Here is a 26,222-nt window from a genome sequence, read left to right on the forward strand (position 1 = left end):
GCGTCTTCGGCGGCTGCGGCCTCTGCGGCAACGACAGCTTCGGCCGTCACGCGGGCGATCTCTTGGGCCGCGGCTGCGTCGGCCAACAGACGCGCCGCCTCGGCTTCGGCCACACCGGCCGCTTCGGCCGCCACGGCTGCCACGGCGGACAGGCGCGTCGCCTCATCGCCTGCGCCAGCCTCGGCAGCCAGACGAGACGCGTCTTGGGCTGCTGCAGCCTCGGCTGCCAGACGTGCGGCCTCATCTGCGGCCAGGCGTGCGGCCAAGGCAGCAGCAAGGCTGTCCTCGGTCAGCCGGTCAAGACAGGCTTGCGCAGTCTCACCATCGCGGCATTGGGGCGCGGCGGTGGCTTGAGCGATGGCCATGACAGGCAGCTGGCCCAAGACCAGCGACAAACAGGCCATGACGGCGGTAGAGCAACGGAGAAAAGGGCGCATGGATACCTCAGCTTGGCAAAGATCGGGCCCCGCGTGCACGGCTAGCGCATCGGCACACCGCGCGGCAAATCACGTCTTCGGGTTGTGAGTTTTCAGCGCAACATCGCCATAAGCCGGGCTTTTTCGCCCGCATCATCGGTGCGCGACAGGGCCGCCGCCAAACCTTCGAGGGCCGCGATGTTGTGACCGGCGCGAAAGCTGTCGACATGGGGCAGCATGGCACGGATACCGGCCGCCTTTGGGGCAAACCCCTCCCAGCGCAAGAGCGGGTTGATCCAGACCACGCGCCGGGCCGACAGGTGCAGCCGTTCCATCGCGCGCGCCAGACGGTCAGGTTCATCGCGGTCGAGCCCGTCGGTGATCAGCAGCACCACCGCGCCCTGCCCAAGAACCCGGCGCGCCCAGTCGCGGTTAAAGATCTCGAGACAGGCACCGATGCGCGTGCCCCCTTCCCAATCCTGTGCCTCGGCCCCGGCGGCGGCAAGCGCGGCATCCACATCGCGCTGCGCCAGATGGCGGGTGATGTTGGTCAGCCGCGTGCCAAAGGTGAAGCCATGCACCCGCGCCCAGCCCGCGCCCTTTTCATTGGCAACTGCGTGCAGGAAATGCAGCACCGCCCGGCTGTAGGACGACATCGAGCCCGAAATATCGCACAAGGCCACCAGAGCGGGCCAACGGATGCGCGGCGTTTTGCGGGCAAAGCTGGTGATCTCGCCCCCCTGCGCCAAGCCAGCCCGGATGGTGCGGCGCCAATCAGGCCGCGCGCCTTGCGCCGCCGCCTCGGTCCGGCGGCTCTTGATCGGCAAGACGGCCAGCCGCATGCGCGCCAGGATGCGCTTGGCCTCGGCCATTTCGGCCAGCGACATCTGCTCGAAATCCAGCGTCTTCAGCCGCTCCTCGCGGCTCATGGTCAGGGCGGCGTCGATCTCGATCTCGGTGCCGTCTTGTTCGGGAAGATCGGGCAGATTGCGCGCGACCCCGTGCAACAGCGCCTCGGCCGCGCGCTTTTCGGCGGGCCGCGCCATGCGCTCTTCGGCCACGCCCCGCAATTGCGGCGTCAAGAGCGACATCATGTGCTCAAGATAGCGCGGATCGCGCCAATAGAGGCGGAACATCTGATCAAACACCACCCGATGCTCGGGCCGCGACACGAAACAGGCCATCAGCGTGTGATAGAAATCGCCCCGCGCCGAAAACCCCGCCGCCTCGACGGCGCGGATCGCATCGGCCACCCGCCCCGGCCCGGCAGGCAGGCCCGCGATCCGCAGCGCGCGGGCGAAATGGGTGATGTTGGTGACCAGCTGCGGGTTGTCGGGCAGCGCAAGGGGGGTGTGTTCGACCATGGATGGACTGGACCCTCCGCCAAGGACCGCGTCAAGCCCGCTCAACGTGGCAAAGCGGGCGCCGACGCGGCGATCTGGTCAAGGATGCGCTTGGCCTCGGACCCCTGAAGGCGCTGGATATCGTCTTGATATTTCAAGATCGCGCCCAGCGTGTCGGCGATCACCTCGGGCGACAATTCGATCACATCAAGCGCCAGAAGGCATTTGGCCCAGTCGATGGTTTCGGCCACGCCGGGGCGTTTGAACAGATCCTCGGCGCGCAACCGCTGCACAAAGGCCACCACCGCGCGGCTCAGGCTGGCCGAAGCCTCGGGCACGCGGGCCTGCAAGATCGCCAGTTCGCGGTCGAGATCGGGGTAATCGACCCAATGATAGAGGCACCGCCGCTTGAGCGCATCATGCACCTCGCGCGTGCGGTTCGAGGTCAGGATCACGATGGGCGGCGCATCCGCCTTGATCGTGCCAAGCTCGGGGATCGTCACCTGAAAATCGCTCAGCGCCTCGAGCAAGAACGCCTCGAAGGGCTCGTCGGTGCGGTCGATCTCGTCGATCAACAGCACGGGCGCGCCCGCAGGATCGGGGCGCATCGCTTGCAACAAGGGCCGCTCGATCAGGAAATCGGGCGAAAACAATTCCACCTTGAGCGCGTCGCGATCGGCCCCGCCCTGTGCCTCGGCGGTGCGAATGGCGATCATCTGCGCGGTAAAGTTCCATTCATAGACAGCACTTGCGGCATCCAGCCCCTCGTAGCATTGCAACCGGATCAACCGACGGCCAAGCGCTGCCGCGATGGCCTTGGCGATCTCGGTCTTGCCGGTGCCCGCTTCGCCCTCCAGAAACAGCGGACGGCCCAGCTTGAGCGACAGAAACACGACCGTGGCCAACCCACGACCGCAGACATAGCCCTGGGCCGAAAGCGCCTCCTGCACCGCGTCGATCGTGGCAAAGCCCATCTTGTTCTCCCTGTCAGCGCCGCACCGGGCCCGTGCATCAATCCTGTCTGTGGCGCGCGGGTCAAGACCGGCGTTGGGGATGGGTCAGCGGGCAGCCCCCATCAGGGCCGCTACAGGCCGCCCGCATGCTTGAGAAACGCCACCACCTCGGCCACGCCGCGCCCCTGCCGGAGCGAGGCCATCACAAAGGGGCGCGCCCCACGTGCGGCCCGGGTGTCGGCCTCCAGCAACACCGGATCAACGCCCACATGGGGCGCCAGATCGATCTTGTTGACGATCAGGAAATCCGACCGCGTCACCCCGGGGCCCTTCTTGCGGGGAATATCCTGACCTGCGGCGGTGTCGATCACGTAGAGCGTCAGATCGGCCAGCTCGGGCGAAAAGGTCGCCGCCAGATTGTCGCCGCCCGATTCGATGAAGATCACATCCAGATCAGGGATGCGCGCCCGAAACGCGGCGACGGCGGCCAGATTGATCGAGGCATCTTCGCGGATCGCGGTATGCGGGCAGCCCCCCGTCTCGACCCCCATGATCCGCTCGGCCGGCAAGACCTGCGCGCGCAGCAAGAAATCGGCATCCTCGGAGGTATAAATGTCGTTTGTGATGACCGCGACCGAGAATTCCGCCGACATCGCCCGGCACAATCTCTCGGTCAGGGTGGTCTTGCCTGCGCCCACCGGTCCGCCGATCCCCACCCGCAAGGGCCCGTTCGCGCTGCCCATCCTGTCGCCTCCTTCCGATCCCGTTTTGGGGAACGCGTGCCAGCCGCGCCCCTCTTTGCTTCCGAAATACTCCCGGGGGGGTCGCAGGATGCGACGGGGGCAGCGCCCCCAGCGCCCTGTCCCACCCGGCACAGCGCTCAGGTGCGAAAGATCCGCACCTCCAGCCCCTCATGCTCCATCGCGGCAAGATCCGCGCCGAAAACCGCCGTGCCGATCCCCTCAAGCCCGGCGGCACAGGCCACCCCGGCCATGTCCTCGATCACAAGATGCAGGCTTTGCAACACGCGTTGCCCCTCGGACTGCCCCAGCGGCACGAAGCGCACGGCGGCCGACACCAGCGCGCCCGCAAGGCTTTGCAGATAGAGCGCGGCCACAACGGGATCGGGCAAGGCAAGCCCCCGCGCGGCCAGACCCAGCACCACCGGATAGGGCCGCGCGACGCCGTCCCCCACGCCCAGCGCTGCCAGCGTTTCGGCCAGTGCGCGGCCTTGCGCCTGTGTTTCCTCCAGCCGTTCGCGCGACCCGGCCAGGGCTGCGGCCAGATCGCCCAGCGCCTCGGCACTGGCCGCCCCCTGCCGCGCGGCCAGCATCAAGATCGCATCGTTCCGCCCGGCCCCCGCCGCAAGCACGGCGGCCACCCAAAGTTCCAGCCCGGCCCCATCGCGCACCCGCCCCGCCGCAATCTCGGCCTCGAGCCCATGGGAATAGGCATAGGCCGACACCGGAAAGCCCGGCGACAGCCATTGCGACAGCTTCAAGAGATCGGCGTTGCCCATGACCGCTACGGCGCATGCCCGTGATCATGGGAATGGCCCTGCGTGCGCCCATGCCCATAGGCCCCGCCTTCGGGCGCAAAGGCGCCCATCATCGGCTCTACCGCCGCCCCGAGGCGGGTCAGCATGTCGGCCAGCACATGATCGGCCCGGATCAGCAGATGATCGCCCGCGATCTGACAGGGGGTGTGGCGATTGCCGATATGCCACGCCAGCCGCACCAGATCGCCACGCACCCGCAGCAGCGGCTCGATGGCGGCCGCGATCTCGATCAGCATTCCGTCCCATGTTTCCAGCGCATCGCCCGCCGCAAGCGACCGCGTGTCGGGCAAATCCACCAGAACCTGCGCGCCCGAAGCCGTCTGCAGCCGCTTGCGCCGCACAAAGCGCCCTTCGTAATCCAGCACCAGCCGGTCGGCCGCCGGCCCCTGCCACTGCCCTGCCGGAACGACCCGGATTGCGGTGAAAACCTTGCTCATCACACTTTCTTTCCAGACAGAAACGGGTTGCACATGACGAAGGCCGGGCGCGACCATGCGGTGAAGGGTGATGACCGATCAGACGACATGGATGGGTGCGGCCCCGGCTGGCGGTCAGTACATGAAGTAGCGCTGCGCCATCGGCAACACCGTCGCGGGCGCACAGGTCAAAAGCTCACCATTGGCGCGCACCTCATAGGTTTCGGGATGCACCTCGACATGGGGGGTGGCGTTGTTGTGGATCATGTCGCGCTTGCGCACCGCGCGGATGCCCTCGACGGCCACTGTATCCTTGGCCAGCCCCAGCCGCGCGCCCAGCCCCGCCGCCTGTGCCGCGCCGCTGACAAAGGTCACGGCCGAGCGTTCGACCGACCGCCCATAGGCCCCCCACATGGGGCGCGAATAGACCGGTTGCGGCGTCGGGATCGAGGCATTGGGATCGCCCATCTGCGCACAGACGATGGTGCCGCCGATCAAGACCATTTCCGGCTTTACCCCGAAAAAGGCCCGGTTCCACAGCACCAGATCGGCGCGCTTGCCCACCTCGACGGACCCGATATGGCGCGACAGACCATGCACGATGGCCGGGTTGATCGTGTATTTCGCGATGTAGCGCTTGACGCGGGCATTGTCGTTGTCACCGGTTTCCTCGGCCAGCCGGCCGCGCTGTTGCTTCATCTTGTGGGCGGTCTGCCAGGTGCGGATGATCACCTCTCCCACCCGGCCCATGGCCTGACTGTCCGAGGCCATGACCGAAAACGCCCCCATGTCATGCAAGATATCCTCGGCCGCGATCGTCTCCTTGCGGATGCGGCTTTCGGCAAAGGCCACATCTTCGGGGATCGATCGGTCAAGGTGATGGCAGACCATCAGCATATCGAGATGCTCTTCAAGCGTGTTGACCGTGTAGGGCATCGTGGGGTTGGTTGATGAGGGCAGGATGTTCTGGAACCCCACCACCTTCATGATGTCGGGCGCGTGGCCGCCGCCTGCGCCTTCGGTGTGAAAGGCATGGATGCAGCGATCGCCGATGGCGGCGAGCGTGTTTTCGACAAAGCCGCTCTCGTTCAGCGTGTCGGTGTGGATCATCACCTGGATGTCCATGTCCTCGGCCACCGACAGGCAGCAATCGATGGCAGCGGGCGTGGTGCCCCAATCCTCGTGCAGCTTCATCGCACAAGCCCCGCCCTCGATCTGTTCGATCAGCGCGCCGGGGCGCGAGGCATTGCCCTTGCCCGCAAAGGCCAGGTTCATGGGAAAGGCATCGGCCGCCTGCAACATCCGCCCCAGATGCCAGGGCCCCGGCGTGCAGGTGGTGGCAAGCGTGCCATGCGCGGGGCCGGTGCCGCCACCCAGCATGGTGGTCAGCCCCGAATGCAGCGCATCCTCGATCTGCTGGGGGCAGATGAAATGGATATGGCTGTCGAACCCGCCTGCGGTCAGGATCCGCCCCTCGCCCGCGATGGCCTCGGTCCCCGGTCCGATGATGATGTCGACACCCGGTTGCGTATCGGGGTTGCCCGCCTTGCCGATGGCATGGATCCGCCCATCGCGCAGCCCCACATCGGCCTTGTAGATGCCGGAATGATCGATGATCAGCGCATTGGTGATGACGGTATCAACCGCGCCTTCGGCGCGGCTGCGCTGGCTTTGGCCCATTCCATCGCGGATCACCTTGCCGCCACCGAATTTCACCTCTTCGCCATAGGTGGTCAGGTCGCGCTCGACCTCGACGATCAGATCGGTATCGGCCAGCCGCACGCGGTCGCCGGTGGTGGGGCCGTACATGTCGGCATAGGTGGTGCGGGGGATGCGGGTGGGCATGATAGATCCTCACTTCACGATGTCGTGAAAAATTCCCAATTTCTCTGGAACAAGCCACTGAAAGGATAAGGGGGGGTCGAATACGCAATATATTTCAGTGCTTTCAACGCAATTCGACGGATTGCTACAATCCCACCGAAACCTGGATTTTCATGAGAATGGAAGCATTCATGTCGAGCACCGCCTTCTGGCTTCAAGCGATTCCGACACTCTTCATCCTCATGGCTTGGCTCGGCCAATGGCGCGGCTGGTGGTAACGCCCCGAGCGCCATCGACGGGCTGCGGTGCGTCGATCCGACGGTCGGGAGCCAGCGCTTTATGCCAGCCACATCCGCGCGCAGATCGAACGGCGCGCCCAGCCCTGCCAAATCGACGTGCCGGGGGGCGGCCCGTCGATGGCGCGGCGGCTTCGCCTTTACTCCGCGCCTGCCTACCGCACGACCGTTTCTCATGCCCGGCGTATTGTCCCGAGACCAATCAGCTATCGTGGGGCCGTACATGTCGGCATAGGTGGTGCGGGGGATGCGGGTGGGCATGGGATCATTCCTTCGCCATCAGATCGAACAGGGGCGCCATCACAGCGTGCCCATCACGGCCTTGTTGAACCCCCAGACGGCGCGCGCGCCGCCATAGGGAACCAGTTGCACGGCACGCGTCTGGCCCGGCTCGAACCGCACGGCGGTGCCTGCCGCAATATCAAGGCGATACCCGCGCGCCTGCGCCCGGTCGAAATCGAGCGCGGCATTGGTTTCGGCGAAATGATAATGGCTGCCCACCTGCACCGGCCTGTCGCCGGTATTGGCGACCATCAGCGTGATGGCGGTGCGGCCCGCGTTCAATTCGATCTCGCCCTCGGCGGTGATGATTTCGCCCGGTATCATGTGCGCCCCCTGTCAGCGGATCGGATGATGGACGGTCACAAGCTTTGTGCCATCCGGGAATGTCGCCTCGACCTGAACATCGGGGATCATCTCGGGGATGCCCGCCATGCATTGGTCATGGGTGATGACATGGGCGCCTGCCTCCATCAGATCGGCGACAGAGCGCCCGTCGCGCGCGCCTTCCATGACGAAATCGGTGATCAGCGCGATGGCTTCGGGGTGGTTGAGCTTGACACCCCGCGCCAGCCGCCCGCGCGCCACCATGGCCGCAAGGCTGATCATCAACTTGTCTTTTTCCCTCGGGCTCAGGTTCATCTCATCCTCGCTTGATCATCTTTGCCACACACGCGGCAGCGCGCCCCCGGTGAGCGTTTCGATGGCACGCGCCACCGCTTGGCGCAACGGCCATGCCTGCGGGGCCATGAACCGCGCGACCAGCTTGCCGTCCCAGGCCGAGGCCGCCGCCCGCACCGCGCCATCATCTGGCAAGACCGCGCGCAACCGCGCCAGCCGGTCGGTCGCATCAGGCGCAAACAGTGCCAACGTCGCGACCGCCACCGCCCCGTTCAGCCCCGCGACACCGGGCCGGACCAGATCGGCATCATCCAGCAAGATCGCCTCGAGCATGGCGGGCCGCCCGCCCCGGATCACCTCGCGGCGGTCGGTCAGCGCGATGCGCGTCAGCCGCTCACCCATGGCCGCGCGCCCCAGAACCAGCGTTTCCAACATCACCAACTCTGCATCGGCGGCCATGTCGACCCGCAAGCCGCGATCGATGGCCGCCCCTTCGAACAAGATCATCTCCTGCGGCAACCAGTGCAGCCGCGCGCCCGCCCCAAGGTTGAGCTCGACACGGACACGCGCCGCACCCGCCCGGCTCAGATAGGCGCGTTCGGCGGTCTGGGTGGTTCCGACGGCAACCGCGCCGGCCGCAAGGTCCAGACGATAGTCCAACCGGTCGCCCCCGGTCAGCCCGCCCGCGGTGTTCAGGAACACCACCTCTGCCGCGCGCCCGTGCATCCGCGGCAGCATCGCCTTGGCCGATCCGCGCTGCCAAAGCCGCGACAACCGCCCGCCCGAACCAATCACGGCCCCGGCGCGGCCATCCACGCGCTGCATCGCGCCCAAGGATGAGAATGCGTCCAACATCGTGCCAGTGCTAGGCGGCGGCCCGTTGGGGGTGCAACACAAGCGCGCCCCGTTCCCCAGACGGCACCCGCAAATGCCCAAGAATGAGGCATGTTGCACAATTCCTGATCACGTCTGCAAAGCACTTGCGCAAGGCCGGGCTGATTTTGCCCTTTGCAGGGCGCCCCCGAACCTTGTACCGGATAGGGCCATGACAGCACGCATCACCCTTCGCCGCCCCGATGACTGGCACCTGCATCTGCGCGATGGCGCGATGCTGGAGGGCGTCTTGCCGGAAACCGCCCGCCACTTCGGCCGCGCCATCGTGATGCCGAACCTTGTGCCGCCCGTGGTCACCGGGGATGACGCCCGCGCCTATCGCGACCGCATCATGGCGTGCCTGCCATCGGGCATGGATTTCACGCCGCTGATGACGCTTTATCTGACCGAGGCGACCGATCCCCACGATCTGGCGCGCGCCCATGCCGAAGGCGTGGTGACGGCCGTCAAGCTTTACCCCGCAGGAGCCACCACCAATTCGCAATCGGGCGTGCGCGACATCACCCGCGTGCAACCCGTGCTGGAAAAGATGGCCGAAATCGGCCTGCCGCTGTGCATCCATGGTGAGGTGACAACGCCCGAGGTCGATATCTTTGACCGCGAACAGGTGTTTCTGGACACCGTCCTTGATCCGCTGCGCCGCGCCATCCCCGCGCTGCGGGTGACGCTGGAACATATCACCACCAGCCAGGGCATCGATTATGTCGCGGGGGCCTCGGGCGATATCGCGGGCACGATCACCACCCATCACCTGATGATCAACCGCAACCACATTCTCGTGGGCGGCATCCGGCCGCATTACTACTGCCTGCCCGTGGCCAAGCGATCGACCCATCAGCAGGCGCTCAGAAAGGCGGCGATCTCGGGCAATCCGCGCTTTTTCCTTGGCACCGACAGCGCGCCGCACACCGACGACGCCAAGCAATCGGCCTGTGGCTGCGCGGGGGTGTTTTCGGCCACGAACACGCTGTCGTGCCTTGCCCATGTCTTCGAGGCGGAAGGCGCGCTTGACCGGCTCGAGGGCTTCACCTCGCTTTTCGGCCCGGCCCGCTATGGCCTGCCGGTCGCTGACCAAACCATCACGCTGGAAAAGCGCGACACCCCCGTGCCCTACCCCGCCCGGATCATCACCGGCGCGGGCCCCGTGACGCTGTTTGATCCCGGCCACCCGCTTTACTGGCATGTGATCGCCTGAGCCTTCATCTTTCCATAAATACGCACAAACCGGACCGCTGCCATGATCCCCACCGCCTACCCTGATCGCGCCACGATGGCCCGCCTGTCCGCGCGCATGCTGCTTGATATCGGGGCGGTGCATTTCAACACGACCCAGCTCTATACCCATGCCAGCGGCAAACAGGCGCCGACCTATATCGATTGCCGCAAGATCATCTCCTACCCGCGCGTGCGCGCCACGCTGATGGATTTCTTGTGTTGCACCGTGATGGAAGCCGCCGGGCTCGAGGCCTTTGACAACATCGCCGGCGGCGAGACGGCCGGAATTCCCTTTGCCGCCCTTGTGGCGGAACGCATGGGCCTGCCCATGTCCTATGTGCGCAAACAGCCCAAGGGCTATGGCCGCACCGCCCAGATCGAAGGCGACATGCGCGAAGGCGACCGGGTGCTTCTGGTCGAGGATCTGACCACCGATGGCGGATCCAAGCTGAAATTCGTCGATGCGATCCGGGCGGCCGGGGCGCACTGTGCCCACACGGCGGTGGTGTTTTTCTACGGCGTGATGGCCGGCACCGAAGACCGTCTGGCCGAACACGGGCTGACACTTCACTACCTGACCACATGGGCCGATGTGATCGCCGAGGCCCGGCGCGGCGGCGATTTCGATCCCGCGACCCTGGCCGAGGTGGAACGATTCCTTGCAGATCCCGAAAGCTGGCGCGCAGCCCGCGGTCTTGGGTGATCCGCGCCACGCGCCATCGCGCCTGATCCGTGGCCAATCGGTCACAATGCGCGGACCCCACCCCAAGATAGGGGGTCCGCCCTTGTGCCGGCCTCCCATATCTTGTGGCATGAACCACTCACAACTTACTCACAGTTTTCCCGGATTGACGCCCGACCCCACCCGGGCGCTATACCCACTCAACCGACCTTTGCAGGGCGCTGGCGCAAGGGACCGAGACAGGGGATGGAAATGAACGAGCATGTGCCGCTGCCCGCGGGGGCGACCGCAAGCCTCCCGGAGACGCATACCCTTCCCCATAATATCGAGGCAGAACAACAGCTTCTGGGTGCGATCTTGTCGTCCAACGACGTGCTGGACCGGGTCGATGATCTGGTCAAGCCGGATCATTTCCACGACCCCGTCCATCGGGTGATCTTTGCCACAGCCCAAGCCCGCATCGCCAAGGGGCTGGCCACCGATGCCACCACGCTGAAGAATTTCGTGGCCGACATCCCCGGCCTCAAGGATCTGGGCGGCGGCGAATACCTGCTCAGGCTGCAATTGTCGGCCATCGCCACCTCGGCTGCACGCGATTACGCGCAGCTGATCCATGATCTGGCGGTGCGGCGTGAATTGATCGCGCTGGGCCAACGCGTGTCGGATCGCGCGCGCAGCATGCGCGACGACATCGCCCCAGACGACCAGATCGTGGAGGCGGAAACCGAGTTGTTCACGCTTGCGTCCTCGGGCACCAGCAATCGCGGCTTTCAATCCTTCCTGTCGGCGCTTTACGATGCCGTCAACACCGCCAATGCCGCCTACAACCGGGGTGGCAAACTGGCCGGTGTGTCGACAGGGCTGACCGACATCGACCGGATGCTGGGCGGTCTGCACAAATCCGACCTGTTGATCCTGGCGGGGCGGCCTTCGATGGGCAAGACGTCGCTGGCCACCAACATCGCCTTCAATGTGGCCAAGGCATGGAAACGTGGCCGCCGCGACGATGGCAGCGAAGGCACCGTCGATGGCGGCGTGGTGGGCTTTTTCAGCCTTGAGATGTCGGCCGCCCAACTGGCCCAACGCGTGCTGTCGGAAGCCGCCGAAATCCCCTCGGAACTGATCCGCAAGGGCGATCTGACCGAAACGGAGTTTGAACGCTATCTGCATGCCGCGCGCGATCTGGAACGCTGCCCGCTCTATATCGATGACACGCCCGCCTTGCCCATCGGTCAGGTGGCCGCCCGCGCCCGCCGCCTCAAGCGCGCGCCAATGGGGCTTGATCTGCTGATCGTGGACTATCTTCAGCTTTTGCGCGGCTCGGGGCGGTCGGAAAACCGGGTCAACGAAATCTCGGAAATCACCCAAGGCCTCAAGGCCATCGCCAAGGAACTCAATATTCCCGTGATCGCGCTGTCGCAGCTGTCGCGTCAGGTCGAAAGCCGCGAGGACAAGCGCCCGCAACTGTCGGACCTGCGGGAATCGGGCTCGATCGAACAAGATGCCGATGTGGTGATGTTCGTCTATCGCGGCGAATACTACAAAGAACGCGAAAAACCGGGCGAGGAAAACCTCGAAGCCATGGCCAAATGGCAGCAAGACATGGACATGCTCCATGGCAAGGCCGAGCTGATCATCGGCAAGCAGCGCCATGGCCCGGTCGGCACCGTGGAACTGAGCTTCGAGGGTCGGTTTACCCGCTTCGGCAATCTCGTCAAACCCTGGCAACAGGCCGCCGAACCGGGCTATTGACGCACCTGACCCGTCATCAAGGTCAATGCGCCATCGGCATCTTCGTTTCGAAATACGCCGGGGGGGCGGTGATGGGCCGGGCGGCAGTGCCCCCTCTTGACCGCGACGCCGCGAAACCCGACACAAGGCCATGGGCACAGGTATCCTCACCATCGATCTGAACGCCATCGCGGCCAACTGGCGCGCGCTGGCCGGCCTGTCGCGCGGCCAGACCGGCGCGGTGGTCAAGGCCAATGCCTATGGCTGCGGCGCGGCCGAGGTGGCCACACGTCTGGCGCGCGACGGGGCACGCCAGTTTTTCGTGGCCACCGCCGAGGAAGGCGCCACCTTGCGCAAGGCCTTGGGCCCGGGCCCCGAGATCAACATCTTTTCCGGCCACATGGCGGGCGACAGCGCGCTGATCGGCGATCATGCGCTGACACCCATGCTCAACAGCCCCGCGCAGGCGGCACGCCACCGCGCGGCGCTGCCCGACCATCCCTATGGGGTTCAGCTTGACAGCGGCATGAACCGCCTGGGGATGGAAGCGCCCGAATGGGCCGCGACGCGCGCCGAACTGGAAGCCGGGCCGCTGAGCCTGGTGATGTCGCATCTGGCCTGTGCCGATGAGCCGGACCATCCGCTGAACGCCGCCCAACTGCGCGCCTTTGTCCAGATGACCCAAGGCGTCAGCGCGCCGCGCAGCCTGTCGGCGACGGGGGGGATCTTGCTTGGCCCCGAGTACCATTTCGATCTGACGCGCCCCGGTGTGGGGCTTTACGGCGGCGCCCCCTTTGGCGCGGCACAGCCCGTGGTCGCGCTATCGCTGCCGGTGGTGCAATTGCGCGATGTGGCACCGGGGGAAACGGTGGGCTACGCCGCCAGCTTCACCGCAAGGCGACCGACAAGAATCGCCACGGTTTCGGCAGGTTACGCTGACGGCCTTATCCGATACATGAGCGGCAAGGCGCAGCTTTTCGCCGGTGCCGTCGCCTGTCCCCTGGCGGGTCGCGTGTCGATGGATCTCTTGACGGTCGATGTGACCGATCTGACCGAGGTGCCCGATCATCTGGATATCCTGTGCGCCCATCAAGGCGTCGATGATCTGGCCAGTGTGGCGGGCACGATCGGCTATGAAATCCTGACCTCGCTGGGGCGGCGCTATGGGCGCCGATATCTGGGCTCATGACGGTTCTTCTGGCCCCCCTTGCCGCGATCGGCCGGTCCACCCTGGCGATGCTGGCGGCCATGGGTCAGGTCACGATCTATGCCGGGCGCGCGGTCAGCCATATCCTGCGCCCGCCCTTTTACCCGCGCGAGTTTTTCTGGCAGCTGTTGCAGATCGGCTGGCTGTCCTTGCCGGTGGTGGGCCTGACGGCGCTGTTCACGGGCGGCGCGCTGGCGCTCCAGATTTACGCTGGCGGCTCTCGCTTCAACGCCGAAGCCGTGGTGCCCCAGATCGTGGCCATCGGCATCGTGCGCGAATTGGGGCCGGTTCTGGGCGGGCTGATGGTGGCGGGCCGTGTGGCCGCCGCCATCGCCGCTGAAATCGGCACCATGAAGGTGACCGAACAGATCGACGCGCTGGTCACCTTGTCCACCCATCCGCTCAAATACCTGACCGTGCCGCGCCTTCTGGCGGCCACGATCAGCTTGCCGGTTCTGGTGGCGGTGGGCGATGCCATCGGGATTTTCGGCGGATACCTCGTGTCGACCACGCGGCTTGGCTTCAACGAAGCGGCCTATCTGCGCAACACGGTCGATTTTCTGGAGGTCTGGGATGTCAGCTCGGGGCTGATCAAGGGCGCGGCCTTTGGCTTTATCGTGGCGCTGATGGGGTGCTACCATGGAATGAATTCGGGGCGCGGCGCGCAAGGCGTGGGGCGGGCCACGACCAATGCCGTGGTGTCGGCCTCGATCCTGATCCTTGCCACCAACTATCTGCTGACGGAGCTTTTTTTCACCGCATGATCTTGCTTGATGATGTCCATAAGGCCTTTGGGTCCAAGCAGGTCTTGCAGGGCCTGACGCTCAGGGTGGGCACGGGTGAAAGCTGTGTGATCATCGGCGGGTCGGGCACGGGCAAGTCCATTTGCCTCAAATGCGTGCTGGGGCTGGTGACACCCGACAGCGGCACGATCACCGTCGATGGGCAAGATGTGCAGGCGGGCGACCGCGACGCGTTTCTGGCGCGCTTTGGCATGCTGTTTCAGGGTGGCGCATTGTTTGATTCGCTGTCGGTCTGGCAGAATGTCGCCTTTCGCCTGATGCGCGGCACCCAAAAACGCCCCAAGGCCCAAGCCCGCGAGATTGCCATCGAAAAGCTGCGCCGCGTGGGGCTCAAGCCCGATGTGGCCGATCTTTTCCCCTCGGAGCTGTCGGGCGGCATGCAAAAACGCGTGGGGCTGGCGCGGGCCATCGCGGCCGAACCCGAGATCATCTTTTTCGACGAACCCACCACCGGGCTCGATCCGATCATGGCGGGCGTGATCAACGACCTGATCCGCGAGATCGTGACCGAAATGGGCGCCACCGCCGTCACCATCACCCATGACATGAGTTCCGTGCGCGCCATCGCCGACAAGGTCGCCATGCTGCACGACGGCAAGATCCGCTGGCACGGGCCCGTGGCCGAGATCGACACCACCGATGATCCCTATCTGCGGCAATTCGTGACCGGATCGGCCAAGGGCCCGATCGAGGCGGTGCGCTGATGGCGGGCGCTCTGGCGCGCCGGTCATCACTCGGCTAAGCCAGCGCCATGGCCAAACCCGTCACCCAGTTCATCTGTTCCGCCTGCGGGGCCGTTCACAAGAAATGGTCGGGCCGTTGCGAGGCCTGTGGCGAATGGAATTGCATCGCCGAAGAAGCACCCTTGTCGGCCGGTCCGGGCAAGACCGCACTTGGCGCGGCCAAGGGGCGGCGCATCGGCCTGACCGACCTGCGCACGCAAGAAACCCCGCCACCGCGCCGCACCTCGGGCATGGGGGAATTGGACCGTGTCCTGGGCGGCGGGCTTGTGCCGGCGTCGGCCACGCTGGTGGGGGGTGATCCGGGCATCGGCAAATCCACGCTTTTGCTTCAGGCCGCGGCCAGCTTTGCGCGTGCCGGCGCCAGGGTCATCTATGTCTCGGGCGAGGAAGCCACCGCACAGGTGCGCATGCGCGCCCAGCGGCTGGGTCTGGCCGACAGCGCGGTGCAACTGGCCGCCGAAACCAACCTGCGCGACATCCTGACGACGCTCGAGGCCGAAGCCCCCGATCTGGCGATCATCGATTCGATCCAGACCATGTGGCTTGACACGGTCGAGGCGGCGCCGGGGTCGGTCAGTCAGGTCCGCGCCAGCGCCCATGAGCTGACCAGCTTTGCCAAGCGGCGCGGCGTGTCGGTGATGCTGGTGGGCCATGTCACCAAGGAAGGCCAGATCGCGGGCCCCCGCGTGGTCGAACACATGGTCGACACGGTGCTGTATTTCGAAGGCGAAAGGGGTCACCAATTCCGCATCCTGCGTTCGGTCAAGAACCGCTTTGGCCCCGCCGACGAGATCGGCGTGTTCGAGATGACGGGTGCGGGTCTGGCCGAAGTGGCCAATCCGTCGGCGCTGTTTCTGTCTGACCGTGACGCGCCCGCGCCGGGTGCCGTGGTCTTTGCCGGGATGGAAGGGACACGCCCCGTCCTGGTGGAAATTCAGGCGCTTGTGGCGCCCTCCCCCCTCAGCCAGCCACGCCGCGCGGTGGTGGGCTGGGATGGCGGGCGGCTGGCGATGATTCTGGCGGTGCTGGAGGCGCGGGCGGGCATTTCCTTTGCGGGGCTTGATGTCTATCTCAACATTGCGGGGGGCTTGCGCATTTCGGAACCCGCGGCCGATCTGGCGGTGGCGGCCGCACTTTTGTCGGCGCGTGAAGACACGGCCTTGCCGCGCGACGGGGTGATTTTCGGGGAATTGTCGCTCTCGGGCGCGCTGCGCCCGGTGTCGCAAGCCGAAAACAGGTTGAAAGAGGCCGCGAAACTTGGTTTTTCCAGCGCCATCGCGCCCAGCGGATGCAAATTCGGATCGGCAAGCGGGGTAAAGGTACAAGAAATGGCCGATCTGCCCCGGTTCGTGGGCGAGGTTTTTGGGGCGCGATAGGATCGCCGCCCGTTACGGGGTAAGGGCAGATTATGGAAGGTTTCACCCTCATTGATGGCATCGTGGCCGGTGTGATCGTCGTATCGGCGATCCTTGCCTATTCGCGCGGGCTTGTGCGCGAGGCGCTGTCGATCGGTGGCTGGATTTTGGCGGCGGTTGTGGCCTTTATCTTTGCGCCCAATGCACTGCCGCTGATCCGCGAAGTGCCCTATTTGGGCGATTTCATCGGCGAAAGCTGTGAATTGGGGATCATGGCCAGTTTCGCGGGCGTCTTTGCGGTGGCTTTGGTGGTCGTGTCGTTGTTCACACCGATGTTTGCAACCGCCGTGCAACGGTCGGCCATCGGCGGGGTGGATGCGGGATTGGGTTTCTTGTTCGGCGTGGCGCGCGGGGCATTGCTGATTGTGGTGGCCTTCATCGCCTATGACCGCGTGGTCGGATCCGAACCGGTTGCAATCGTGGCCGACAGCCGCTCGGCACAGGTGTTCGCCCAGATGCAGGCACGCGTCGAGGCGCAGATCCCCACAGATGCGCCAGGCTGGATCTTGTCGCGCTATGAACAGCTGACCGCGACATGCATCGCGCCATAAGGCCGGTCAGCGCCGTTTGACCGATCGCGCCACCCCGGCAATCAGCAAGATCGCACAGCCCCCCAGATAGACCCAAAAGCCCGGTCGCAGGAAATTTTCCATCAGCGCCCAGCTGCCTGCGGGATCGGCGAAATCGACCGGGGCGGGCAGGCCCGTCTGTTGCGCGATCTGTGCGCCCCGGATCAGCGCATCGCCCAAAAGCACAAGCGGCGACAGCCCGGCCATCAGCGCCAAAACCCGCGCCCGCCAGCCCCCCAACGCCAACAGCGCCGCCACGGCCGCAGCGGCAAACCCACCCAGAAAGACCCATGATTGCCACGGGCTGGCCATGCCCAGCGACAGACGGCCATCGCGCGCCAGCGCCATGGGCGACAGATCGGCCCCGGCAAAGGGCGGCTCGATCCATGTCAGACCCCAGCTTGCCGCCATCAAGACGCCCCCCAGAAAGATGAACATGCGCATCGGGTCGCCTTTCGCTTTCTGTCCGTCACCGCCAGCCTAGGCGGATCTTGCGCACAGGTCCACCGCGTCGCATCTGGCGAAAGATGTGATCGTTTCGTGACACTGGCCATTGGCTGGCCTATGTCAGGCATGTCGATGTCACATCGGAGATTCGCCAGCGATGGATGCCCTCCCGCGCCACCCTTTCGAGCCTTTGGATGACGACAAGCTGCGTGAGGAATGCGGTGTGTTCGGCGTGATCGGCGTGGTCGATGCCGCCAGTTTCATCGCCCTGGGCCTGCATGCGCTGCAGCATCGTGGTCAGGAAGCGGGTGGGATCGTCACCCATGACCCCGAACACGGCTTTTCCTCGGCGCGCCGCTTCGGGCTGGTGCGCGACAATTTCACCTCGGCCAGCGTGATGGAAACCCTGCCCGGGGCCATTGGCATCGGCCATGTGCGCTATTCCACCGCCGGGTCCAAGGGCGCCACCCAAATCCGCGACGTGCAGCCCTTTTTTGGCGAGTTTGCGATGGGCGGGGCGGCGATCGCGCATAATGGCAATATCGTCAACGCCGATGAGCTGCGCCGCGAGCTGATCGAGCGGGGATCGATCTTTCAATCCTCTTCCGACAGCGAATGTATCATCCATCTGATGGCGCGGTCGTTGCAAAAGACCATCCCCGAGCGGATGAAGGATGCGCTGCGCCGTGTCGAGGGCGCGTTTTCGGTCGTGGCCATGACGCGCACCAAGCTGATCGGCGTGCGCGACCCCTTGGGCGTGCGCCCGCTGGTTCTGGGGCGGCTGGGCGATGGTTATGCCCTGTCATCTGAGACCTGCGCGCTCGACATCGTGGGCGCGGATTTCCTGCGCGAGGTCGAGCCGGGCGAAATGGTCGTGATCTCGGGCGATGTGGTCGAAAGCTTCAAGCCCTTCGAGCCGAAGCGGTCGCGCTTTTGCATTTTCGAACATGTCTATTTCTCGCGCCCCGACAGCATCATCGGCACGCGATCCGTCTATGAAACCCGCGAGGCGATCGGCCGCGAACTGGCCAAGGAGGCCCCGGTCGATGCCGATCTGGTGTGCCCCGTGCCCGACAGCGGCACGCCGGCTGCCATCGGCTACAGTCTGCAATCGGGCATCCCCTATGCGATGGGGATCATCCGCAACCAGTATATGGGCCGCACCTTTATCGAACCCACCGAACAGATCCGCAACATGGGCGTGCGGCTCAAGCTGAACGTCAACCGCGCGCTCATTCGCGGCAAGCGGGTGATCTTGGTCGATGACAGCGTGGTGCGGGGCACGACCAGCCGCAAGATCAAGGAAATGATCCTTGATGCTGGGGCGGCCGAGGTGCATTTCCGCATCGCCAGCCCGCCCACCGCATGGCCCTGTTTTTACGGGGTGGACACGCCCGAGCGCGAAAAGCTTTTGGCCGCCACCATGTCCGAGGATGAGATGCGCCACCATCTGGGGGTGTCGTCGCTCAGGTTCATCTCGCTCGATGGGCTTTATCGCGCCGTGGGTGTGGCCGGGGGGCGTGATCCGAAACAGCCCGCCTATTGCGATGCCTGTTTCTCGGGGGATTACCCGGTGAAACCGACCGATCAGATGAACCGGGGCTTTCGGCTGACCGAACCCGCCGCCTGAGGGAAAGACACTTGCGCCCGATGGCGCCCTGCATCGACCGCGCAGCCGCAAAGCCCTGGAAAAGCAAAAAGGCCGCCCCATAGGCGGCCTTTGTCATGGCATGCCGATCAGGCTAAGGCTCAGGCTTTGCGGCGCAGCGCGGCCCAGGCGCCGCTGACAACCAGCGCCGCGATGACGGCCTTGATCACATCGCCGATCAGGAACGGCGCCACGAAATGCGCCGCGTAAAAGCCCAAGCCCTGACCGGCCCAGCCCGCATCCACACCCGCAGCCGACGCCACCGCCATCGGCCAGAGCACACCCGGCACATAAAGCAACGCTGAAGCGGCAATCGCCGCCAGCGCCGTGCCCAAGACACCGCGCGCCAATCCGCGTTCAGCAGCAAACCCCGCCAGCCATGCCAGCCCGACAAACCCGATCAGGAACCCGCCCGTCGGCCCGATCAGCGCCGCCAGACCCGGCAGCGTCGAGGGCGTGAACACCGGCAGGCCCACAAAGCCCTGCGCCAGATAGGCCAGCACGGTCACGGCACCCAGACGGCTGCCATAGGCAAAACCCACCAGCAAGATCGCCAGCGTCTGAAGCGTGACGGGAACCGGCCACATCGGCACCGCGATCTGAGCGGCCAGCGCGATGAACAGCGACCCCGCAACCACCAGCAGCGCCCGGCGCAGCAGGGTTTGATCACCCAATGTCACAGTCAAAAGCGTGTCGCGGCCCATGGTCGGCTCCTTGCAAATGCGGGATGTACCCCTTTGCTTTCCATATCCCCGCGCGGGCCGCGCAAGTCAAGCGTGCCGCGCCGCCACAGCGCGTGCCACAGCCTCTTGCGTTTGGGCGCCGAAAGGGGCAACTGGCGGCGCATGGAAAAGCCTTTTGATGGACAGATCGCGCTGGTCACCGGCGCCTCGCGCGGGATCGGTGCGGCCAGCGCCGAATGGCTGGCGGCGCGCGGCGCGCATGTGGTGGCGGTCGCCCGCACCGTGGGTGCGCTCGAAGAACTGGATGACCGGATCAAGACCGCCGGGGGTCAGGCAACGCTTGCCCCGATGGACATCACCGATGAGGCTGCGATGGCGCATCTGTGCCGGTCCATCCATGACCGCTGGGGGCGCGCCGATATCTGGGTGCATAGCGCCGTGCATGTCACCGCGTTGACACCTGCGCCGCATCTGGCGGCCAAGGATCTCGACAAGCTGATCGCCGTCAACATCCGCGCATTCGCCCGGCTGCTGGCCTTTGTCGATCCGCTGATCGCGCCCGCGCCCCGGCCACAGGCCTTGTTCTTTGATGATCAATGGGACCTGAAATTTGCCGGCCCCTATGGCATGTGCAAATCCGCCCAGCGCGCCCTGATCCAGTGCTGGCAGGCCGAGACGGCAAAGTTTCCGCTCAAGGTGCATCTGGTGCAGCCAAGCCCGATGCCCACGGCCGTGCGCGCGCGCTTTTACCCCGGCGAAGACCGCGCAAGGCTGACCCATCCCCGCGATGAGGCCGCACGGCTTTTGCCCGTCTTGCTCGGTTAGGTCCGCGCCAGCACGCAGCGGACGTCAGCGGCGCCGCGCATCCAGTTCATCGGCCAGCGCTTCGGCGCGGGCGGCAAGCTCGGCCAGACCGTCGGTGAAGCGGTCGGGCAGTTCGGTGCGCGGGCTGGCCTCCTGCAAATCGGCGATGCGGCGCGCGCGATCGGCCAGCCGTTCCTCAGACGCGGCAAGCGCTTTCTCCTGTGCCGCATATCTGGCCTGAAGCGCCCTCAGATCATCCTCCAGACTGGCGGTCTTGTCCGCCAGCATCAAGCCCGCCATCAACAGCATCCGGTCCGCAGGCATGCGCCCGATCTGACCAAGGATGACGGTCGCCTCGGTGTCGAGCATCTTGGCGGCGGATTGCAAAAAGGGCTCTTCGCCGGGCTGGCAGGCCACGCCGAATTCCCGGCCACCGATCAGAACCGTGACCTCAGGCATCTGTGCTCTCCCCTGCTGCGGCACGATCAAGATCGGCCAGGATCCGGTCCAGTTCCGCCGCCTCCGAGGCGCGCAATCCGCGCAGCGCGTCCAATTCCACCCGCAAGGACATGTTCAGGGCCTCCGGGTGGCCCGCAGGCTCGGCGCGCAAGGCCGCGTTGGTCTCGATCAACCGGTCATTGAGCGATTGCAAATCCCTGATTTCGGCGCGCAGTGACCCAAGCCGCATCTCCAGATCATCGATGCGCGCAAGCAGTGCCACGCTGTCGCGGCTGGGGGCCGGATCGGGCGCGGGCTGAGACAAACGCGCCTCAAGGGCGGCCACCCGCGCCTCGGCGCTGTGGGCGCGGATCAGCGCATCCTCAAGGGCGGCCGAGGTAAAGCCCGGATCGTCAAGCGGGGCGCTGGCCGGCGCCTCGCCCAATCCCATGGCGATGCGGTCAAGCGCGGCCGCAAGGCGCGCCTCGAGGGTGTGAAGTTTCTCGAATTCGGCGGTATCGCCCATTTCTGCCGGTGCCCCGTTCGTTCCCTGAAAAACCGGGGCCGCGCCCGGTCCGAAAGCGACTGCTATCCCTTGGCGCAGCGAACCGCAATTCTGTCGGATTTGCAAGGTTTTCCGCGCCGCGCTGCATGTTGTGGGCGGCAAAGGGGCGTTTGGCCCGTCATGTGGGCCTGCCAGTGTGGGCCTGCCTTGGTTGGCTTGCCTTCTTGGTTGCGCCACCTCGTGCCTCTGGTAGAAGCGGGCGCAACCGCCCGGCGGCCCAGCGGGCCAAAGGCACCCTTGAGAGGCCATTCGAAGGACACCACCATGGACCTGACCGCCCTTGCCGCACGCCATCCCGACCATTGGCGCCGCGCCACCTGCATCCGCACGCTCACGCTCGATGCCGTGGCCGCCGCCAATTCGGGTCATTCGGGGATGCCGATGGGCATGGCGGATGTGGCCACCGTGCTGTTTGACAAGCATCTGAGCTTTGACGCATCCGCCCCCGATTGGGCCAATCGCGACCGCTTCATCCTGTCGGCCGGGCATGGGTCGATGCTGCTCTATGCGCTCCTGTATCTTACCGGGTCGCCCGACATGACGCTGGAGCAGGTCAAGAATTTCCGCCAGCTGGGCGCAATCACGGCGGGCCACCCGGAATATGGCCATGCCAAGGGCATCGAAACCACGACCGGCCCCTTGGGTCAGGGCATCGCCAATGCCGTGGGGTTTGCCATGGCCGAGGAATTCCTGCGCGCGAAATGGGGCAGCAAGGTCATCGACCATTACACCTGGTGCATCGCCGGCGATGGCTGTCTGATGGAAGGTGTCAGCCAGGAGGCGATCGCGCTGGCAGGCCGCCAGCACCTGTCGCGCCTGATCGTCTTGTGGGATGACAATGGCATCACCATCGACGGCAAGGTGTCGATCGCGGATCGCACCGATCAGATGGCGCGCTTTGCGGCCTCTGGCTGGGATGTGTTCGCATGCGACGGCCATGACCCTGTGGCCATCGACGCCGCGATCACGGCGGCCAAGGCAAGCCCCCGCCCGGCGATGATCGCCTGCAAGACCCATATCGCGCTGGGCCATGCCGCCCAGGATACGGCCAAGGGCCATGGCGCGCTGACCGATGCCGCCCAACTCAAGGCCGCCAAGGCGGCCTATGGCTGGTCGCATGGTCCCTTCGACATCCCCGCCGATCTGAAAGCCTGGTGGGAAGCCGTGGGCGCCCGTGGTCAGACGGCCCGCAAGGCGTGGGAGGCGCGGTTTGCCACCCTGTCCGAGGCAAGGCAGGCCGATTTCACCCGCGCCTTTGCCCGCGAGATGCCCAAAAAGCTGGCGGCCGCCATCCGCGCGCTGAAAAAGAGCCATGTCGAAAACGCCCCAAAGATCGCCAGCCGCACCGCCAGCCAGCTGGCGCTCGAGGTGATCAACCCGATATTGGGCGAACATCTGGGCGGATCGGCCGATCTGACCGGGTCGAACAACACCAACACGCGCAATATCGGCACCTTCGGCCCCGAAGACCGCAAGGGCCGCCATATCCATTACGGCATCCGCGAGCATGGGATGGCGGCGGCGATGAACGGCATGGCGCTGCATGGGGGCGTGCGGCCCTATGGCGGCACCTTCATGGTGTTCACCGATTATGCGCGGCCCGCGATGCGGCTGTCGGCGCTGATGGGTCTGCCGGTGACCTATGTGATGACCCATGACAGCATCGGTCTGGGCGAGGATGGACCGACCCATCAGCCCGTCGAGCATCTGGCGATGCTGCGTGCCACACCCAACACGCTGGTCATCCGCCCCGCCGATGCGGTGGAAACAGCCGAAGCCTGGGAAGTGGCGCTCAGCCAGACCGCGACCCCCACGGTGCTGGCGCTGAGCCGCCAGAACCTGCCGACGCTGCGCACCACCCATACCGCCCGGAACATGGTCGCCCAGGGCGGCTATGTGCTGGCCGATGCGCTGGCCAAGCGCCAGGCAATCTTGCTGGCCACAGGGTCCGAGGTGGCCATCGCCATGGCCGCGCGCGATCTGCTTGAGGCCGAAGGGATCGGCACCCGCGTGGTTTCGATGCCCTGCTGGGAGATTTTCGAAGACACCGACACGGCCTATCGCAAGCGCGTCTTGCCTGCGGGCCCCGTGCGCGTCGCGGTCGAGGCAGGCATCCGCTTTGGCTGGGACCGCTGGCTGTTCGGGGAACGTGGGCGGCGCGAGAAATCGGGCTTTGTGGGCATGCATGGATTTGGTGCGTCAGCGCCAGCCGAGGACCTCTATCGCCATTTCGGCATCACCCCCGAGGCCGTTGCCGAAAAGGTCAGATCGCTTCTGTGACCGGGGGCCGGGGGCACGCCCTTTGCAAAGGGCGTGCATGCGGTTTGCAAACCGCATGCGCACGGCCCACAGGCCGTGCGGACGCCTTTTCGAAAAGGCGTCCCCCCGCTCAGAGGTCTGCGCGCCCCCGCTGCCCATGGGCAAAGCGGCGCAGGATCATGGGATAGAGCCGATATTCCTGGTCCAAAACCCGCGCTGCCAGCGTTTCGGGCGTGTCGCCGGGCAAGACCGGCACCCGTGCCTGCCCCAGAACTGGGCCGCCATCCAGTTCGGCCGTGACCTCATGCACGGTGCATCCGGCCTCCGCCTCGCCCGCCGCGATGGCACGGGCATGGGTGTGCAGCCCGCGATACTTGGGCAAGAGCGAGGGATGGATATTGAGCATCCGCCCCTGCCAGCGGGTCACGAAGCCTTCGGTCAGCACCCGCATGAAACCCGCAAGACAGAGGATGTCGGCGCCATGCGCCACCAGCACACGGGTCAATTCCGCCTCAAAGCCCGCGCGGTCGGGACCAAAGAGGCGATGATCGACCACCGCCGTGGGCACGCCAAGCGCCGAGGCCTTGGCCAAGCCCCCTGCCCCCGGATCATTGGCCAGCACCAGACAGGGGCGCGCGGGATGATCACCCACCATGCTTTCAACCAGCCGCACCATGTTGGAGCCGCCGCCCGAAATCAGGATGGCGACACGTTTGCTCACGCAAGCGTGCCGCTATAGCTGACCCCCGCACCGGGCATCACCTGCCCAAGACGAAAGACCGTTTCCCCCATCGCGCGCAAGTCATCCGCCAGCGCCTCGGCCCGCGCAGCAGAAACGACCAGAACCAATCCGATCCCCGCGTTGAAGGTCTTGAGCATTTCAGCCTCGGCCAGACCGCCCTCGGCGGCCAGCCAGCGAAAGACAGGCGGCAGCGACCAGGCACCCAGATCGATCCCGGCGCCCAACCCCTCGGGCAAAACGCGCGGCAGGTTTTCGGTCAGCCCACCACCGGTGATATGGGCCAGCCCATGCACACCACCGCCCCGGATCGCGGCCAGCGCGGGTTTCACATAGAGCCGCGTGGGCGCCAGCAGGGCCGCGCCAAGATTGCCGCCCCCAAAGGGCGCGGGCGCGTCCCATGCGAGGCCCGAGCGGTCCACGATCCGGCGCACCAGCGAATAGCCGTTGGAATGCACCCCATCCGAGGCCAGCCCCAAAAGCACATCGCCCGCCACCACCCCCGCAGGCAACGCCGCACCACGGTTCATCGCACCCACGGCGAACCCCGCCAGATCGAAGTCACCCGGCGCATAGAGGCCCGGCATTTCCGCCGTCTCGCCGCCGACCAGCGCGCAACCTGACAGACGGCAGGCTTGGGCAATGCCCGCGATGATGCGCGCGGCCGCTTCGACCTCAAGCTTGCCGGTTGCGAAATAATCCAGGAAAAACAGAGGCTCGGCCCCCTGGCAGATCAGATCATTGACACACATCGCCACCAGATCGATGCCGATCGTGTCATAGATCCCGGTATCGATCGCGATCTTGAGCTTGGTGCCGACCCCATCGGTCGCGGCCACAAGGATCGGGTCGTCATAGCCCGCGGCCTTGAGGTCGAACAGCGCACCAAACCCGCCCAGGCCCGACATGACACCCGGCCGCGCGGTGGCGGCGGCGGCGGGCTTGATCCGCTCCACCAGCGCATTGCCCGCGTCGATATCGACACCGGCTTGGGCATAGGTAAGGCCGTTTTGCGGATGGGTCATGGCAAGGCTCCTTGATCTGGATGCGCCCCTAGCAGGCGCGCGCGCGCGCGTCCATGCGGTTGATATCTATCGCCCCGGACCACGCGCAGAACGCGCGCCGATCCACAAGAACACCGCCATCAATCCGCCTGTGGCCAACAAGATCAGCGCCGTCTGCTGCAGCCCCGCCGGATCGGACAGCACCGCCCGCATCGGCGCCACAAACATGGCAGGCAAGATGATCTGGATCGCGGCGAAAATCCCAAGGCACATGCCCCAGATCAACGCCCACTCCGCAAGGCGCAAGACAGACGTCGCCTTGCGTGCCGCCTGATAGCCGATGTCGGCCAGCGGGGCGGCGGCCAGAATGACCGCCGTTGCCATGGCGTTGGGCAAACCCGCGACCTGAACCAACAGCCCAAAGACCACACGCAAAGCCACAAGCCAAACCAGATAGCGCAGGGCAAGCATGGGCATCTTGGGCATGGGTCAAGCCTCCGGCACGCGGTAGTCCCGCCATAGGCCAAGCGCACCCGCGCCGCAAGCGGCTGGCGCTTGACGAGGGGGCGCTGTCTGCTAAGCCGTGCATCTGGCGGGCCTGTAGCTCAATGGTTAGAGCAGAGCGCTCATAACGCTTTGGTTGGGGGTTCAAGTCCCTCCGGGCCTACCA

General features: G+C 65.6%; 28 protein-coding genes, 1 tRNA gene and 1 pseudogene. 12 read left to right on the forward strand and 18 right to left on the reverse strand.

Annotated features, from left to right (window positions below):
* The 11 genes and pseudogenes from Q0094_RS14290 to Q0094_RS14340 form a co-directional block, all read right to left on the reverse strand.
* A pseudogene (locus Q0094_RS14290) lies at positions 1 to 437 on the reverse strand (hypothetical protein); the annotation flags it as partial.
* Positions 438 to 529: 92 nt separating this feature from the next.
* The gene (locus tag Q0094_RS14295) at positions 530 to 1,780 is read right to left on the reverse strand and encodes a VWA domain-containing protein (protein ID WP_297621079.1); all 1,251 of its coding nucleotides are present in this window, start codon (positions 1,778 to 1,780) and stop codon (positions 530 to 532) included.
* A gap of 41 nt (positions 1,781 to 1,821) precedes the next feature.
* Positions 1,822 to 2,733 (reverse strand): MoxR family ATPase, encoded by a 912-nt coding sequence (locus Q0094_RS14300; protein ID WP_297621081.1) that lies wholly within the window; start codon positions 2,731 to 2,733, stop codon positions 1,822 to 1,824.
* Between the two features lie 110 nt (positions 2,734 to 2,843).
* Positions 2,844 to 3,455, reverse strand: a complete 612-nt coding sequence (gene ureG / locus Q0094_RS14305) for an urease accessory protein UreG (RefSeq protein ID WP_297621084.1) — start codon at positions 3,453 to 3,455, stop codon at positions 2,844 to 2,846.
* A 137-nt stretch (positions 3,456 to 3,592) separates the two neighbouring features.
* A complete protein-coding gene (locus tag Q0094_RS14310) occupies positions 3,593 to 4,231 on the reverse strand; it encodes an urease accessory UreF family protein (protein WP_297621087.1) in 639 nt (212 codons plus the stop codon).
* Positions 4,232 to 4,236: 5 nt separating this feature from the next.
* Positions 4,237 to 4,707, reverse strand: a complete 471-nt coding sequence (locus Q0094_RS14315; RefSeq protein ID WP_297621090.1) for an urease accessory protein UreE — start codon at positions 4,705 to 4,707, stop codon at positions 4,237 to 4,239.
* Positions 4,708 to 4,821: 114 nt separating this feature from the next.
* Positions 4,822 to 6,531 carry an urease subunit alpha gene (ureC, locus tag Q0094_RS14320; RefSeq protein WP_297621093.1) on the reverse strand — a complete coding sequence of 570 codons (1,710 nt, stop codon included), beginning with the start codon at positions 6,529 to 6,531 and terminating at the stop codon, positions 4,822 to 4,824.
* A 14-nt stretch (positions 6,532 to 6,545) separates the two neighbouring features.
* A complete protein-coding gene (locus Q0094_RS14325) occupies positions 6,546 to 7,067 on the reverse strand; it encodes a hypothetical protein (RefSeq protein ID WP_297621096.1) in 522 nt (173 codons plus the stop codon).
* Positions 7,068 to 7,106: 39 nt separating this feature from the next.
* Positions 7,107 to 7,412 carry an urease subunit beta gene (locus Q0094_RS14330; RefSeq protein WP_297621098.1) on the reverse strand — a complete coding sequence of 102 codons (306 nt, stop codon included), beginning with the start codon at positions 7,410 to 7,412 and terminating at the stop codon, positions 7,107 to 7,109.
* Between the two features lie 12 nt (positions 7,413 to 7,424).
* Positions 7,425 to 7,727 carry an urease subunit gamma gene (locus tag Q0094_RS14335; protein ID WP_297621101.1) on the reverse strand — a complete coding sequence of 101 codons (303 nt, stop codon included), beginning with the start codon at positions 7,725 to 7,727 and terminating at the stop codon, positions 7,425 to 7,427.
* A 15-nt stretch (positions 7,728 to 7,742) separates the two neighbouring features.
* A complete protein-coding gene (locus Q0094_RS14340; protein ID WP_297621104.1) occupies positions 7,743 to 8,561 on the reverse strand; it encodes an urease accessory protein UreD in 819 nt (272 codons plus the stop codon).
* Positions 8,562 to 8,751: 190 nt separating this feature from the next.
* Between Q0094_RS14340 and pyrC the strand changes: the two genes are divergently transcribed.
* The 8 genes from pyrC to Q0094_RS14380 all read left to right on the forward strand — a co-directional run bounded on the left by pyrC (position 8,752) and on the right by Q0094_RS14380 (position 16,947).
* The gene (pyrC, locus tag Q0094_RS14345) at positions 8,752 to 9,795 is read left to right on the forward strand and encodes a dihydroorotase (RefSeq protein ID WP_297621107.1); all 1,044 of its coding nucleotides are present in this window, start codon (positions 8,752 to 8,754) and stop codon (positions 9,793 to 9,795) included.
* A gap of 42 nt (positions 9,796 to 9,837) precedes the next feature.
* On the forward strand, positions 9,838 to 10,518 hold the full coding sequence (locus Q0094_RS14350; RefSeq protein ID WP_297621110.1) for an orotate phosphoribosyltransferase: 681 nt from the start codon (positions 9,838 to 9,840) through the stop codon (positions 10,516 to 10,518).
* Positions 10,519 to 10,749: 231 nt separating this feature from the next.
* A complete protein-coding gene (locus Q0094_RS14355; protein ID WP_297621113.1) occupies positions 10,750 to 12,249 on the forward strand; it encodes a replicative DNA helicase in 1,500 nt (499 codons plus the stop codon).
* Between the two features lie 130 nt (positions 12,250 to 12,379).
* Positions 12,380 to 13,417: an alanine racemase gene (alr, locus tag Q0094_RS14360; RefSeq protein WP_297621116.1), complete on the forward strand. Its 1,038-nt coding sequence runs from the start codon at positions 12,380 to 12,382 to the stop codon at positions 13,415 to 13,417.
* The gene (locus Q0094_RS14365; protein ID WP_297621119.1) at positions 13,414 to 14,199 is read left to right on the forward strand and encodes an ABC transporter permease; all 786 of its coding nucleotides are present in this window, start codon (positions 13,414 to 13,416) and stop codon (positions 14,197 to 14,199) included. The genes alr and Q0094_RS14365 overlap by 4 nt, the downstream gene beginning before the upstream one ends.
* Positions 14,196 to 14,942 (forward strand): ATP-binding cassette domain-containing protein, encoded by a 747-nt coding sequence (locus Q0094_RS14370; RefSeq protein ID WP_297621122.1) that lies wholly within the window; start codon positions 14,196 to 14,198, stop codon positions 14,940 to 14,942. The genes Q0094_RS14365 and Q0094_RS14370 overlap by 4 nt, the downstream gene beginning before the upstream one ends.
* Positions 14,943 to 14,989: 47 nt before the next feature.
* Positions 14,990 to 16,357, forward strand: coding sequence for a DNA repair protein RadA (gene radA / locus Q0094_RS14375; RefSeq protein WP_297621125.1), 1,368 nt, complete (start codon positions 14,990 to 14,992; stop codon positions 16,355 to 16,357).
* Positions 16,358 to 16,389: 32 nt separating this feature from the next.
* The gene (locus Q0094_RS14380; RefSeq protein WP_297621128.1) at positions 16,390 to 16,947 is read left to right on the forward strand and encodes a CvpA family protein; all 558 of its coding nucleotides are present in this window, start codon (positions 16,390 to 16,392) and stop codon (positions 16,945 to 16,947) included.
* 6 nt (positions 16,948 to 16,953) lie between these two features.
* Here Q0094_RS14380 and Q0094_RS14385 read toward each other — a convergent pair whose 3' ends face one another.
* A complete protein-coding gene (locus tag Q0094_RS14385) occupies positions 16,954 to 17,409 on the reverse strand; it encodes a hypothetical protein (protein ID WP_297621131.1) in 456 nt (151 codons plus the stop codon).
* Between the two features lie 160 nt (positions 17,410 to 17,569).
* Between Q0094_RS14385 and purF the strand changes: the two genes are divergently transcribed.
* The gene (gene purF / locus Q0094_RS14390; RefSeq protein WP_297621134.1) at positions 17,570 to 19,042 is read left to right on the forward strand and encodes an amidophosphoribosyltransferase; all 1,473 of its coding nucleotides are present in this window, start codon (positions 17,570 to 17,572) and stop codon (positions 19,040 to 19,042) included.
* 119 nt (positions 19,043 to 19,161) lie between these two features.
* On the opposite strand, the gene Q0094_RS14395 is transcribed toward purF, so the two are convergent.
* Positions 19,162 to 19,764: a biotin transporter BioY gene (locus tag Q0094_RS14395; RefSeq protein WP_297621137.1), complete on the reverse strand. Its 603-nt coding sequence runs from the start codon at positions 19,762 to 19,764 to the stop codon at positions 19,162 to 19,164.
* Between the two features lie 141 nt (positions 19,765 to 19,905).
* Between Q0094_RS14395 and Q0094_RS14400 the strand changes: the two genes are divergently transcribed.
* Positions 19,906 to 20,568 (forward strand): SDR family oxidoreductase, encoded by a 663-nt coding sequence (locus tag Q0094_RS14400; RefSeq protein WP_297621140.1) that lies wholly within the window; start codon positions 19,906 to 19,908, stop codon positions 20,566 to 20,568.
* 24 nt (positions 20,569 to 20,592) lie between these two features.
* Here the strand turns inward: Q0094_RS14400 and Q0094_RS14405 are convergent, their stop codons facing one another.
* Both Q0094_RS14405 and Q0094_RS14410 read right to left on the reverse strand, forming a co-directional pair.
* Positions 20,593 to 21,006 (reverse strand): cell division protein ZapA, encoded by a 414-nt coding sequence (locus Q0094_RS14405; protein WP_297621143.1) that lies wholly within the window; start codon positions 21,004 to 21,006, stop codon positions 20,593 to 20,595.
* Positions 20,999 to 21,511 carry a hypothetical protein gene (locus tag Q0094_RS14410; RefSeq protein ID WP_297621146.1) on the reverse strand — a complete coding sequence of 171 codons (513 nt, stop codon included), beginning with the start codon at positions 21,509 to 21,511 and terminating at the stop codon, positions 20,999 to 21,001. Before Q0094_RS14410 ends, Q0094_RS14405 begins: the two co-directional genes overlap by 8 nt.
* A gap of 303 nt (positions 21,512 to 21,814) precedes the next feature.
* Between Q0094_RS14410 and tkt the strand changes: the two genes are divergently transcribed.
* A complete protein-coding gene (gene tkt, locus Q0094_RS14415; protein ID WP_297621148.1) occupies positions 21,815 to 23,830 on the forward strand; it encodes a transketolase in 2,016 nt (671 codons plus the stop codon).
* A gap of 109 nt (positions 23,831 to 23,939) precedes the next feature.
* Here the strand turns inward: tkt and purN are convergent, their stop codons facing one another.
* The 3 genes from purN to Q0094_RS14430 all read right to left on the reverse strand — a co-directional run bounded on the left by purN (position 23,940) and on the right by Q0094_RS14430 (position 26,029).
* Positions 23,940 to 24,530 carry a phosphoribosylglycinamide formyltransferase gene (gene purN / locus Q0094_RS14420; protein WP_297621151.1) on the reverse strand — a complete coding sequence of 197 codons (591 nt, stop codon included), beginning with the start codon at positions 24,528 to 24,530 and terminating at the stop codon, positions 23,940 to 23,942.
* The gene (purM, locus tag Q0094_RS14425) at positions 24,527 to 25,573 is read right to left on the reverse strand and encodes a phosphoribosylformylglycinamidine cyclo-ligase (protein WP_297621154.1); all 1,047 of its coding nucleotides are present in this window, start codon (positions 25,571 to 25,573) and stop codon (positions 24,527 to 24,529) included. The genes purN and purM overlap by 4 nt, the downstream gene beginning before the upstream one ends.
* Positions 25,574 to 25,639: 66 nt before the next feature.
* Positions 25,640 to 26,029: a hypothetical protein gene (locus Q0094_RS14430; protein ID WP_297621156.1), complete on the reverse strand. Its 390-nt coding sequence runs from the start codon at positions 26,027 to 26,029 to the stop codon at positions 25,640 to 25,642.
* A gap of 117 nt (positions 26,030 to 26,146) precedes the next feature.
* Between Q0094_RS14430 and Q0094_RS14435 the strand changes: the two genes are divergently transcribed.
* Positions 26,147 to 26,222: transfer RNA gene (locus Q0094_RS14435), tRNA-Ile, on the forward strand.

It is taken from the genome of uncultured Roseicyclus sp., from assembly GCF_937892565.1.
GTDB lineage: Bacteria > Pseudomonadota > Alphaproteobacteria > Rhodobacterales > Rhodobacteraceae > Roseicyclus.